11 protein-coding genes are annotated in these 11732 nt (G+C 61.0%); 7 read left to right on the top strand and 4 right to left on the bottom strand.

The window, feature by feature from the left end:
- Nucleotides 1–801 precede the first annotated feature (801 nt).
- Entirely contained in the window at nt 802–1389 is a 588-nt protein-coding gene (locus GA0061103_RS33795; RefSeq protein ID WP_092720231.1) for a hypothetical protein, read from the top strand.
- Nucleotides 1390–1716: 327 nt separating this feature from the next.
- Entirely contained in the window at nt 1717–2646 is a 930-nt protein-coding gene (locus tag GA0061103_RS33790) for an ArdC family protein (RefSeq protein ID WP_092720229.1), read from the top strand.
- A 51-nt stretch (nt 2647–2697) separates the two neighbouring features.
- Here GA0061103_RS33790 and GA0061103_RS33785 read toward each other — a convergent pair whose 3' ends face one another.
- On the bottom strand, nt 2698–3753 hold the full coding sequence (locus GA0061103_RS33785; protein ID WP_141694511.1) for a methyltransferase: 1056 nt from the start codon (nt 3751–3753) through the stop codon (nt 2698–2700).
- A gap of 353 nt (nt 3754–4106) precedes the next feature.
- Between GA0061103_RS33785 and GA0061103_RS33780 the strand changes: the two genes are divergently transcribed.
- Nucleotides 4107–4643 (top strand): TetR/AcrR family transcriptional regulator, encoded by a 537-nt coding sequence (locus GA0061103_RS33780; RefSeq protein ID WP_092720224.1) that lies wholly within the window; start codon nt 4107–4109, stop codon nt 4641–4643.
- A gap of 94 nt (nt 4644–4737) precedes the next feature.
- On the top strand, nt 4738–5247 hold the full coding sequence (gene mug / locus GA0061103_RS33775; RefSeq protein WP_092720223.1) for a G/U mismatch-specific DNA glycosylase: 510 nt from the start codon (nt 4738–4740) through the stop codon (nt 5245–5247).
- Between the two features lie 87 nt (nt 5248–5334).
- Here mug and GA0061103_RS33770 read toward each other — a convergent pair whose 3' ends face one another.
- Entirely contained in the window at nt 5335–5841 is a 507-nt protein-coding gene (locus GA0061103_RS33770) for a DUF1993 domain-containing protein (RefSeq protein ID WP_092720220.1), read from the bottom strand.
- A 179-nt stretch (nt 5842–6020) separates the two neighbouring features.
- Here GA0061103_RS33770 and GA0061103_RS33765 point away from each other — a divergent pair, with 179 nt between their 5' ends.
- Nucleotides 6021–6794 (top strand): SDR family NAD(P)-dependent oxidoreductase, encoded by a 774-nt coding sequence (locus GA0061103_RS33765; protein ID WP_092720218.1) that lies wholly within the window; start codon nt 6021–6023, stop codon nt 6792–6794.
- 84 nt (nt 6795–6878) lie between these two features.
- Complete coding sequence (locus tag GA0061103_RS33760; RefSeq protein ID WP_092720216.1) at nt 6879–7358, top strand: methylated-DNA--[protein]-cysteine S-methyltransferase; 480 nt, start codon at nt 6879–6881, stop codon at nt 7356–7358.
- 53 nt (nt 7359–7411) lie between these two features.
- Here GA0061103_RS33760 and GA0061103_RS35635 read toward each other — a convergent pair whose 3' ends face one another.
- Nucleotides 7412–8893, bottom strand: a complete 1482-nt coding sequence (locus GA0061103_RS35635; protein WP_092720214.1) for an AlkA N-terminal domain-containing protein — start codon at nt 8891–8893, stop codon at nt 7412–7414.
- Nucleotides 8894–9082: 189 nt separating this feature from the next.
- The gene (locus GA0061103_RS33750) at nt 9083–9829 is read right to left on the bottom strand and encodes an isocitrate lyase/PEP mutase family protein (protein WP_092720211.1); all 747 of its coding nucleotides are present in this window, start codon (nt 9827–9829) and stop codon (nt 9083–9085) included.
- A gap of 662 nt (nt 9830–10491) precedes the next feature.
- On the opposite strand from GA0061103_RS33750, the gene GA0061103_RS33745 reads away from it, so the two are divergent.
- Nucleotides 10492–11631, top strand: coding sequence for a carbon-nitrogen hydrolase family protein (locus GA0061103_RS33745; RefSeq protein WP_092720209.1), 1140 nt, complete (start codon nt 10492–10494; stop codon nt 11629–11631).
- The last annotated feature ends 101 nt before the right edge of the window (nt 11632–11732 follow it).

Here is an 11732-nt window from a genome sequence, read left to right as displayed (position 1 = left end):
CGCTGTTCGCGCCCGAGCCGGTGAAGCTCTTCGACTGGTTGTCGTCGAACGCGACGATGGCAGACGACGATGGGGCAGAGGAGGACGTCGCAGATATCGGCGAGGAAGCCGCCGACAACAACGTCGAGACCTTCCGCGAAGCGGCGGAGTAGCGCAAGGTTTCCTCCAATTCGAGCAGTTAGCCGCCGCCGGTCTCAGGCGGCGGCGTCGTTTTCACGCCTGCGCAATTCAAGGAGACATCATGTCGGCGCATCCTTGCCGATCGCTGCCAGAGCCGCCAATGGCTCGGAACCGGCGCGGCGACCGTCACGACGACTGCGCTGGTATTTGCGAGCTGCAGGTGCGGACGGGAAAGGTCGCCGACGATCTCCGACGAGGTGTCGGGGCGCAGTGGCAGTCGTCAGATCAACGTCGAGTGCACAGCTTCGTGGATACCTGTCCTTCGGCCGAGTGGAGCAGCGGCTCATGAAAATCCTTTTTGATCGGCTTCCATTCTGCTTGGGGTTCCGTCCCGCCGGACCTCCCCTCGGGTTTTGTTGCGCTCTTAAACCGGCGGCCGGTCGCTTCAAGGCCGCGTGCCGCGCCGCATTGCGGCCGGCGCCGCCGATCTCGGCAAAGCGGGCCCGCGCACTTCGCGAGGGCTGAAAGCCCTGCTCGCGCGCAAACCCGCTTCGCTCGATCTAGCGGCGCCGGACCCTGAAGCGCCCGTCATTCCACCGGTTTCGGTCGATCGCACCCGAAGGGAGGACCGGCAGGAGCCGGCCCAAGCTTTCGGGAGAAACCGAAGGAAAGGATATTCAAATGACCAAGACCGCTCGCACCCAACGTCAGCCCGCAAAGGTCCTCCAGCTGCGCAAGGGCACCACGCTCGAGATGGTCAGGCTCGCCTGCCCCGACGCCGCCCAGGCGACCCTCATCTCCGAAAGCTTCGGTCTTCCCGTTCTCGACAGCCACGGTATCCGCGACCTCCATCAGCGCATGATCATCGAGACAGCCGATAGCCTGAGCGAAGGTCTCGGCGAACGGGCGATGCAGATCCATCTGCAAAGGATCGTCGGCGCCTATGTCGGCTCGGCGCATGGAGCTGGTCAGTTCTACAGCCGCGCTGTCACCGAAGCCCGCGACGCGACGGCCAAGGCTTCCAACGATCTACGTGACGAGGACCTCGATGGCCCGGTCGGCTTCGACAGCGGCGCGCAGCGCAAGCGCGAGTTCGCCGCGGACATGGCCCTCCAGTCGCATGCACTCCGTATGGCGGCCGAGGGCGCCGTCGCGGCCTACGAGCACGTCGTCGGCGAACGCTGGAAGCCGTTCGAGCGTCCGGTCGAAAATGCCGGCCAGGCGCTCGATCGCAAGGCGGCCGAGGTGCAGATGGCCGCTTTCGGCTGATCGCACTGGGCGAGGCTTCGGCCTCGCCCCTCCTCGATGACTTCGACGCCGGGCCGGTTCCCAGTGGGAGCCGGCCCTTTTCGCGTCGCTTTCGCGACCGCACCGCGGCCGCTCGACAAAAGAAGAATGGAGGAAATGAGGAAGGTAGAGCCCAGCGCGGAACCCCGTCCGGCTTTTGGTCCTGCCAGGGCCGGCGTCCAGCGCAGCGGCTTCGCCGCCCTCCACTTCGTTGCGGCCCGAAGGGTGCGCCGACCCCCTGACTTCCCTGGCGATGGACCGCCGCAACGGGGTCGCGATGGGCGCGACCTTCAAACGGAGGTTCAGGAAATGACCGAGAAGAAAGAAAACTCGCGCGCTGATATCTATGCGCGCATCACCGATCGCATCGTGGCCGATCTCGAAAAGGGTGTTCGTCCCTGGGTCCAGCCGTGGAGTGCTGCCGGCCACGGTGGACGGTCTATCACCCGGCCACTCCGCCATAATGGTGAACCCTACAGCGGCATGAACGTGCTCCTTCTCTGGTCGGAAGCGCTTGCACGCGGCTTCACCTCCCCGATCTGGATGACGTTCAAGCAGGCGATCGAGCTTGACGGCCACGTCCGCAAGGGCGAGTCAGGCGCGACCGTCATCTATGCGAGCCGCTTCACCCGGACGGAGACCGACGGGAATGGCGGCGAGGTCGAACGCGACATTCCGTTCCTCAAGACGTATTCCGTTTTCAACGTCGAGCAGATCGCTGGATTGCCCGATCATGTCTATCAGCGACAGGCGCCGGTGATTGATCAGGTCCAGCGGATCGAGCAGGCCGACCGCTTCTTCGCTAATACCGGCTCGGTGATCCGACACGGCGGTTCCCATGCGTTTTATGCGCCCTCGACCGATCATATTCAAATGCCGCCGTTCGAGAGCTTTCGCGATGCAGCGTCTTACGTTGCTGTGTTGAGCCATGAGCATGTACACTGGACTGCAGATTCGCGCCGCGTCGGTCGCGATCTCAGCCGATATGCGAAGGACCGCAGCGAACGCGCGAGGGAAGAGCTGGTCGCCGAGATCGGATCGGCGTTGCTCTGCGCCGACCTTGGAATCGTGCCTGAGCTTGAGCCACGGCCCGAGCACGCGAGCTATGTGCAATCTTGGCTGCAGGTCCTGCAAGGCGACAAGCGCGCGATTTTCCAGGCCGCCGCCCATGCGCAGCGCGCGGCCGCTTTCCTGCACTCGCTCCAACCAAAATCCGAAGCCGAGCGGGAGGCGGCCTGATGCTCCAGGTTGCGTTCATCGATGGAGGGGGCTTTACGCCCCCGATCCGCCTTAATCCGCCGCCGTCCTAGCTGACGGGCTGGATCGTTCGTTGGAGATTTTTTGCGCGCGTATGATGCTGCCGTTGTGCAACGGCGCGCGCTCGCGCAAATCGCACCCAGCTGCTTCGAGCCAGCTGACGTGCTCAGCTTCCGTGTATGAGGCGCCGCCGTCGTAGAGATTGAGAAACGTGAGATTCATGAACACCGCCGAACGCGGCGATGTTCGATCGTTATCCAGGATCCCGGCGCCGATGATATAGATGTGACCGCCGATTGGCAGCAACGCGGCGGCGTTCGAGATCGCGCGGGCTGCATCTGCTCCAGCAAGCGTCTGAATCAGCGCCCGCATGATGACGACGTCGTGCGTTCCACTCGGTGAGCTTTTCAGAATGTCGCCTTCTTCGACAATGACTCGCCCTCCTCCATCGGCTTCTTGCAGGATCTGCCGAGCGAGTGCGGCTGTTCGTGGAAGGTCGAACAGCGTTCCCTGAATGGCTGGGTGCGCCTGGCATAAAGTCGCAACGAGCCCTCCCGAACCGCCGCCAATGTCGATAATCGACCGGCAGCCTGAGAAGTCGTAGCGCTTGAGCAAATCTCGGCCGGCCCGGAGCGTGTTTGGATGTGTCGCGCGAAGAATCCGAAGCAGATCGTTCTCTGATGCGGCTTCGAAGTCCAGTTTGCAAGCCGGTTTGCCTGACCGGATGCTCTCAGCCGTGTGCATGTCGGCCGACCAGATCTCGCGCCAAAAGCGATGTAAATCGCCGACAAAGGAAGGCGATTTCCGGTCCAGATAGGTCGCAGCCTCCGCCGAGTTTGCGAAACCTTGAACGCGCCGCTCGACGAGCCCGATCGCCGTCAATGCGTAGAGCAATCGAAGCAGCCGATCCTCCCTTACCGACAAAGCTGATGCGAGCGCAGCACTTTCGTGTATGCCGGTGGTCAGATGCGAGAAGAGATCAAGCTCCATCGCCGCCATCAGGGCAAGGGCCTCAGGAACGCTCGACTGAAGGCGCTGAATAGTGTCTGGTCCTGCGACGGCAGCGGTCGACGTCGTCGTATCTGGCACGGCTACACCTCACAGAATTGCTCCAAAAATGAGCACACGTCGGTACTAAGACGATCGTCCACGATGATCTCCGATCTTGTCCGTATCACATGCGACATTGCAAATGGTTCGCTCAGCGTCGAAGTGTGCCGGCGATTCCGACTCGTTTGAGTTGATTGAAGACCGTGGGGGCCGATCGCGATCATGATCCGCCGGACACGCGTAGAGCTCCATGCAAGCTCGTCGTCGCGCGCGAAAGGGTTGAACCCCCGTCGTCTATGGATCGCGTTCCATTCTATCGATAGATAGATATGGGTACCCCCTAGTAATTTTCTCGTTTTCCATCTATCTATCGATAGACAGGAGACTTTGACATGACTGAAACTGCTAACCGTTTATTGGACCTGGCCGAGGCTCGCATGTGCGACGCTGGCTACCGGGGGTTCAGCTTTCGCGAGCTTGCGGCGGAAATCGGGATCAAAAGCGCAAGCGTCCACCATCATTTTCCCACCAAGGCGGGAATGGCCGCAGCCGTCGTCAGACGCTACGGCGAGCGCTTCTTCGACCTCGTCGGCCGACGGCCCGGAGAAACCGCTGATGAGGTCATCGCGGTCTATCGATCGATCTTCCGCAACGAAATTGAACGCGATGGACGCATGTGTCTGAACGGCATGCTCGGCGCCGAAGCCGGCGGTTTACCCTCCGAGGTCCTCGAAGAGATCGAGACCTATTTCCGCCGATGCATCGATGATCTTTCGAGCCGGATCGGCGGACCGAACGCTGCGGAACGCGCTTTCCAGATCATGGCAACGCTCGAAGGTGGATTGATTCTGGCACGTGCGTACGGCGACATCAGCGCCTTCGATCATGCGACCGCGAGCCTGGTAACTCCCGCGCTTGCCGCAGCGTAGACCGTCCCGACCGCCAGCCTCACCTGGCGGTTCGGCCGGTACGCTTCGCTGCCTTCCGCTATTCAATGGGCGACGACACTGAGGACAGGTCGGCATGGCCGGTTATGAGCCCGACATTCTTGAGAATGGGCTGAAGGTCATCTTTTGCGGGCTCAATCCGGGCATGAGCACGGAATCGTCCGGTCACAGCTTCTCGACACCGAGCAATCGTTTCTGGACCGTGCTTCATCTTGCAGGTTTCACTGACGAGCGCCTGGAGCCCAAGGATGAACGCCGCCTGCTCGCCTATGGATGCGGGCTCACAACCGCCGTGCGCCGCCCAACGCGGCGGGCAAGCGAGATTACGGCGGGAGAATTTCGAGACGCCCGGACGGGCCTTGAAGGGCGGATCTGCAACCTTGCGCCACGGGCGATCGCATTCCTCGGCAAACGCGCGCTCGCGGAAATGCTGCAGGTGAACGACACGACCTGGGGCCGCCAGCCCTTTGACTTTGGAGGTGTCCCTGCATGGGTATTGCCCAATCCAAGCGGACTTAACCGAGGTTTCAGCCTCGACGCGCTTGTCCGCGCATATTCGGCCTGTCGCCTGGCCATTGAAGGCTAATGCGCGCCGCACCATTCCCGCTGGCCCTCAGCCGGGGCTCGTGAATGAAAGGCCGCCCACCCGTTTGAGGCCGAGCGACTTACACGCTCACGCGTCGACGAAATTGACGGGCCCGAGGAAGTCCATCTTACCGACGTCGACGCCGTGGTTGCGAAGGATCGCGTAGACCATCGCAATGTGAAAATAGACATTCGGGATCGTCATCTGAAGAAGGTAGTCCTTGCCGCCGAGAACCTTTCCGGGCGCCCACGACAGGCTGATCTGTTGGCTTTCGGCGTCTCGGTACTGCTCCTGAGTGACGCTGTTCGCAAAATCGACCGTCTTGCGTATGCGAGCGCGCAACTCCTCGACCGTCCTCTCATTATCCTCGTGTCTCGGCGCCTTTTGACCCGACAGCCAAGCCGCTCCGGCCTTCACATAGTCGCAAGCGCTCTGTACCTGATAGATCAATGGTTTCATGTCCGGTGCAAGGCTACCCTTCAACAACGTATCAACATCGAGGTTCTCAGCTTTCGCGAATGCCTCAGCTTTGTCGAGCCAGCCTTCGACCAACTTCAGCGACTGCGTGCATTGCGAGACAACTTCATAATACATCGTCGGAACCTCTGTTCGAACGTAGCCCTGGTGGGCATGACGGAGTTTTCGGGGATGCCCCTTCATACAATCCATCTCGGTGACTGTCTATCGATAGATAGGTATTGACCTGCGGTTCGTCGCCGGTTATCCAAGAGAATGTCTATCTATCGATAGGTATCAACGCAAGGAAAAGGGCTATGCGATTTCAGGATAAGGTAGCGATCATCACCGGTGGCAATTCGGGAATGGGGAAGGAAGTGGCGCGGCGCTTCGTGGCGGAGGGCGGCCGCGTTGTCATCAATGGCCGAAACGCAGCGAAGACCGAGGCCGCGGCCAAGGACATCGATCCGACAGGGAAGCTTGCGATCCCCCAGGTCGGGGATGTCGCGTCGCCCGCAACCGGTGAAGCTGCGGTCAAGGCTGCTCTCTACCACTTTGGACGGCTGGACGTGCTTTTCAACAACGCGGGTATTTTCACCCCTAAGCCGTTCCTCGAGGTCGACGAAGCCGAATATGACCGTTTCGCCAATGCTATCCTCAAGGGAAGCTTCTTCGCCGCGCAGGCCGCAGCGAAAGCAATGAAGGCTGCCGGCCGGGGCGGCGCAATCGTTCAGACTGGCTCGATGTGGGCTCTCCAGGCGATCGGTGCGACGCCGTCATCTGCATATTCGGCGGCGAAGGCCGGCGTGCATGCATTGACGAAGAATCTTGCGATCGAACTCGCAGCCGACAAGATCCGGGTCAACGCGATCGCTCCGGGCATTATCGAGACGCCGGTTTTCAACACCTTCCTGAGCGACGAGCAAGTCGCGCAGGTGCTTCCGACCTTCAACGCGATGCACCCTCTCGGCCGCAACGGCCAGCCGGAGGACGCGGCGGAAGCTATGCTGTTTCTGGCCTCGGATCAGGCGGAGTGGATCACAGGCGTCGTTCTGTCCGTTGACGGCGGCATTATGGCTGGGCGGCAGTAAGCCCGGCGCTGAGACCTTTGGACCCCGAGACGCGAAAGGTTTTCGCGTCTCGGCTATCAATGAACATCGATTTGGAGGACCTACATGGCTTTCGCGTTCAAGACAGTCGCAACTCCGGTCGGATTGCTCAAGATCGTGGCGACCGATGTCGCTCTCGCTGCGATACTCTGGGAGAACGATGATCCCAAGCGCGTGCGCGTTGCGCCGCTCGTCGAAAATGTCGACCACCCCATTTTGTTGCTCGTCGAGCGCCAGCTGGGGGAATATTTCGCCGGCGCGCGCAAGACATTCGATCTGCCTCTCGACTTCGTCGGGACCGCGTTTCAAAAGCGGGTCTGGTCCGAACTACTGAACATTCCGTTTGGACAGACTCGAACCTACAGCGACATCGCGTACGCGATCGGCAAGCCTGGTGCTTTCCGGGCCGTCGGAGCGGCAAACGGGAAAAATCCGATCTCGATCGTGGCTCCGTGCCATCGCGTCATCGGCAAAGACGGCTCGCTTACGGGATTTGCCGGTGGTCTAGCTGCCAAGGAGTGTCTCCTTGGAATCGAGGCCGCGTAGTTTGCCGGCGTCGTCGCGGCGTGGTGATCGCCGTCGCGACCTGGCGCGCTGCCTCAGGCCGCCTTCCCAGCCACAGTCGAAGAAGCAGCCCAGAGATGTTGGGCCGCATAAGCCCGCCAGGGCCGCCACGCCTCGGCGCGCTCCAGTAGCTGAGCCGCGGTCGGCCGCAGGCCTGTCTCGTCGGCGAACGCGCGCATAAGCCCGACGTCCCCAGCAGGAAAGGCATCGGGCTCACGCATTCCTCGCAGCGCGATGTAATGCGCAGTCCACTCGCCGACGCCGGGCAGAGCCTTCAATCGTTCAATTGCCTCTTCCAGGCTTCGCCCCATTCCGAGCAGATTCGGATCGTCCGCCACGGCGGACGCGAGACTGCGTAATGAACGCACGCGCGAAGGCGGCATTCCGAGTTGGAGGTCGTCACTCGCCATTCGCTCGGGTCGCGGAAATGCGTGTGTTAAACGCGCGTCGCCCGTCGCCGACGGTAGTGCCGGCTCGCCGTAGCGTTCGACCAGCTTTCCCGCGAGACCGATGGCAGCCTTGACCGTGATCTGCTGGCCGAGAATCGCCCGGACCGCGAGCTCAAACCCGTCCCATCCACCAGGTGCACGCAGACCCGGGCGGGCGGCAACCATCGGCGCGAGCCTGGCGTCGCGCACCAAGTGCTCGTTGATCGCCTCCGGATCCGCCGTAAGGTCAAACACACGCCAGAGCCGTGCAATGATAGCGGGCAACCGCAAAAGCACCGGAAACCTGATATGGGCGATCAGCGCGTCCTCATCGCGCGCTTGCGTGACTTGAACCGAGCCGATCGCTCCGCCCAGATCGATGACGCGACTGTAGGCATCATCCTCAACCAACTCCATTCCAGGAATAGCGCGCGCGGAAAGGAAGCTCAGCATTGCCGGCCAGTCATATGGCGCACGGTAGCGAAGCCGAACCGTCACGCCGCCGGTCGCCGCTGCAACCTCGGACCGCCCTCCCCGGCGCAGCGAGCTCGGGCTGCGACCAAACAGCGTCTGAAATGTCTCATTGAACCGTCGGACACTGCCGAAACCTGACGCGAGCGCGACTTCGCTCATGGGCAACTGCGTTTCGTGTAGCAGCTGCTTCGCAAGATGAACGCGCGTGGTCTGCGCGACAGCAATCGGCGAGGCACCAAGATGCTCGCGGAACAGCCGGCGCAGGTGTCGCTCGCCGACCCCGAGGCGGGCAGCGAGCGTGCCGACGTCGCCCTCATCGTCGAGGGCGCCATCCTCGATGAGGGCAAGGGCCCGGTTGACCGTATTGAACGATCCCCGCCAAGCGCCGATGTCGGGCGTCGCTTCCGGCCGACAACGCAGGCATGGGCGATAGCCAGCTTCGCCCGCCGCCGCAGCCGTCGGATAGAACACCACATTCTGCCGCTTGGGTGTCGCCGCCGGGCAGATCGGCCGGCAATAGATGCCGGTCGTCTTGACTGCAGTGAAAAAGCGGCCGTCAAAGCGGCGATCGCGGGCACTTATGGCCTCATAACATGCATTTTGATCGATATCCATGAGCGCGACTATGGCGGCAGCCCTCTCTCACGTCTGGCGGTTTTCGGACATGGTCGTTTGGCAGACATACAGCAGGTAAATTGCTTGAATTGTCTTCGCGTCGAGCAATGAAATCATTTTCCGACAACTTAATTGAGCCCTGGCGAGCTTGATGTGCCCGCCGAGGACTTCCGCTCAAATTGGGCGCTCCTACGAAAAAAGCGTCTCCGCCTTCTTCTTCAGCGCGTCCATGGCTTCGATATACGGGATCGGCCCATAGCTGATGCGAGCAACGCCGAGATTTACGAGCTCGTCGTTGGAAGGCAGTCCGCCCATTACCATAACATTGACAGGCAGCGTCGCTTCGCTGGCGATCCGCTTGATCAGGCTTGCATCCGTCAAGCCGGGAATGAAGAAGCCGGATGCACCAGCCGCCGCATATGCCTTTTCGCGCCGCAGGGCATCTTCGGGATCGGAGCCGTTTCCAAAAAACACATCGCTGCGGGCGTTGATGAAGAACGGGACACCCTTGTGGTCAGCGACGCGGCGGATCGCCGCGATACGCTTTGCCTGCCGCTCGGGATCATAAAGCCCCTTGCCCTTGACCACGCGGTCCTCGAAGTTGATGCCGATAACGCCGAGCTCGAGGAGCTTGGAGACATTGGACGCGAGCTGATCATCGTCGTCGCTGTAACCGCCTTCGAAATCAACGGTGACCGGGACGTCGACAGTGGCGGCGATCCTGCCCGCGACCTGCTCAGCGATCGCGATCGGCAGATCCTCGCCATCCTCGTATCCTTGCGCCGCCGCGACAGACCAGCTGCTCGTCGCGATCGCCTTCGCTCCCGCCTCGGCAATCGCCTTCGCGCTACCGGCGTCCCATGCATTGAACAAAATCAGCGGGGCGCCCTTGACGTGAAGGGCTGCAAACGCCTTGGCTTTGTCGGCTTGGCTCATTGGTCTTCTCCTATCTCAACCTGTCGGAACCAGCGGTCAAACGCGTGTTGCGCTTTGAAACTGGATTTCTAGCCACATACCTATCTATCGATAGATCGCTTGGACCAAGCTAAGTTCGGCGGTCGGGAATGTCAACGTCTATCTACCGATAGAGTGCGAGGGGACTACAATATATGCCGCGGGGAAAAGAGGGGACAGCAGGCTCCGCTCGGACCCGCCCACCGTCTTCGCGACGAAAAATGCGTGGCCAAATATCCATCAATGGTATCGGCCGGCTGGTGGCGGCTGACAGCTTGGCAAGGCGCGGTTTGTGGGCGCATGCACCGATTCATGCTCGACCGCCTCAATCTGCGCAGCCCGATGCACGACTTGCTTGCTGGGAAGCTGGCCCACTCGGTTTAGCGTGAACTGGACCTGCACTTTAAGCCAGGTTTCGCTTAAACCAATCTGATTGATGAGCCACAGCTCCCGCGAGGCGGGCAAACAGTGGCATCGTCGGCAACGAGATTCGTGAGCGCACGAACGCTAGCAGGAAACACCGAAGAATTTTCAAGCCGGCTCTTCCCGCCGGCCGCCGGAGGCATGGCCAAGCGCCAGGCTCGAAAGCAGTAGCGAGGGTCGCAGGTGACATCGTTATCGGAAACAAGATTAGGAACACGGAGATGGTCTCTTACACTTCGACTTTCAAAGCAGCGGCCGTGCAGGCAGAACCAGTTTGGCTGGACGCGGATGCCACAATCGAAAAAGCTATCAAGATTATGGACGAAGCGGCGAGCAATGGCGCTCAGCTCATTGCATTCCCGGAGGTGTTCATCCCGGGCTATCCGTTCTGGGCCTGGATGGGCGACCAGAAGTGGGGTCTCAAGTTCCTGCTGAAATACCACGAAAATTCGCTCGAACTCGGTGACGAAAGGATGCGGCGCCTCCAGGTGGCCGCTCGACGCAACAACATCGCCCTTGTGATGGGTTACTCGGAGCGGGATGCCGGCAGCCGCTATATCAGCCAGGTCTTTATCGACGAACACGGACAGATCGTCGCCAATCGCCGCAAACTCAAGCCAACCCATGTCGAGCGCTCGGTCTTTGGCGAGGGCAACGGATCGGACATCCTTACCCACGATTTCTCATTCGGTCGGGTCGGTGGTCTTAATTGCTGGGAGCATATGCAACCCTTGACCAAGTATGTGATGTTCAGCCTCGACGAACAGGTCCACGTGGCCTCGTGGCCGCCGATGTCGGTTTTCCAGCCCGATATCGTACAGCTCAGTGTCGAAGCAAATGCGACCGTGACGCGATCCTACGCGATCGAAGGACAGGTATTCGTCGTCGGCGCCACGCAAGTAATCGGTCCGAGCGCGGTCGAAGTCTTCTGCGATACGGAAGAGCGGCAGGCAATGCTGCCGCTTGGCGGAGGCTGGGCACGCATGTATGGCCCTGACGGCAGCGAATTGGCAAAACCGCTGGCACAGGACGCCGAAGGCATTCTCTACGCTGATATCGATCTGAGCCACATTCTTTATGCCAAGGCCGCGGCCGATCCGACAGGCCATTATGCGCGCGCCGACGTGCTCTCCTTAAATTTCGATCCGCGCAACCACACGCCGGTTCGCTATGTCGGCGCCGATGGCCGAAGCGAAATCGAAGCGCGGTCGCGGGTGGAAAACTTCCGTCTCAAACAATTGTCCGAGCAGCACCGCGTGAACGAATTGTCCGCAGTCGGGCAAATCGGCAGCATCCCGATCACGAGGGAGCACGTGCCGATGTTGGCCGCCGTCCCGGTGATAGGCGCCGAAGGCAGGTAAGCCGAGGCTCGGCTAAATTGGAAAGGGACCACCCGCCCATTGGCGGGTGGGTTACGCCAGTTTTCGTACGGTTTGTCAGAGATCTTCTTCTATGGAGAAGA

Source organism: Martinezella multihospitum, from assembly GCF_900094585.1.
Taxonomy (GTDB): Bacteria; Pseudomonadota; Alphaproteobacteria; order Rhizobiales; family Rhizobiaceae; genus Rhizobium; species Rhizobium multihospitium.
This window is presented reverse-complemented; position numbering and strand designations above follow the sequence as displayed.

What these genes read in the sequence shown, in the direction of transcription:
- GA0061103_RS33795 (WP_092720231.1), top strand. Translation starts at nt 802, where the DNA reads ATGACCAAGACCGCTCGCACCCAACGTCAGCCCGCAAAGGTCCTCCAG.
- GA0061103_RS33790 (WP_092720229.1), top strand. Translation starts at nt 1,717, where the DNA reads ATGACCGAGAAGAAAGAAAACTCGCGCGCTGATATCTATGCGCGCATC.
- GA0061103_RS33780 (WP_092720224.1), top strand. Translation starts at nt 4,107, where the DNA reads ATGACTGAAACTGCTAACCGTTTATTGGACCTGGCCGAGGCTCGCATG.
- mug (WP_092720223.1), top strand. Translation starts at nt 4,738, where the DNA reads ATGGCCGGTTATGAGCCCGACATTCTTGAGAATGGGCTGAAGGTCATC.
- GA0061103_RS33770 (WP_092720220.1), bottom strand. Translation starts at nt 5,841, where the DNA reads ATGTATTATGAAGTTGTCTCGCAATGCACGCAGTCGCTGAAGTTGGTC.
- GA0061103_RS33765 (WP_092720218.1), top strand. Translation starts at nt 6,021, where the DNA reads ATGCGATTTCAGGATAAGGTAGCGATCATCACCGGTGGCAATTCGGGA.
- GA0061103_RS33760 (WP_092720216.1), top strand. Translation starts at nt 6,879, where the DNA reads ATGGCTTTCGCGTTCAAGACAGTCGCAACTCCGGTCGGATTGCTCAAG.
- GA0061103_RS35635 (WP_092720214.1), bottom strand. Translation starts at nt 8,893, where the DNA reads ATGGATATCGATCAAAATGCATGTTATGAGGCCATAAGTGCCCGCGAT.
- GA0061103_RS33750 (WP_092720211.1), bottom strand. Translation starts at nt 9,829, where the DNA reads ATGAGCCAAGCCGACAAAGCCAAGGCGTTTGCAGCCCTTCACGTCAAG.
- GA0061103_RS33745 (WP_092720209.1), top strand. Translation starts at nt 10,492, where the DNA reads ATGGTCTCTTACACTTCGACTTTCAAAGCAGCGGCCGTGCAGGCAGAA.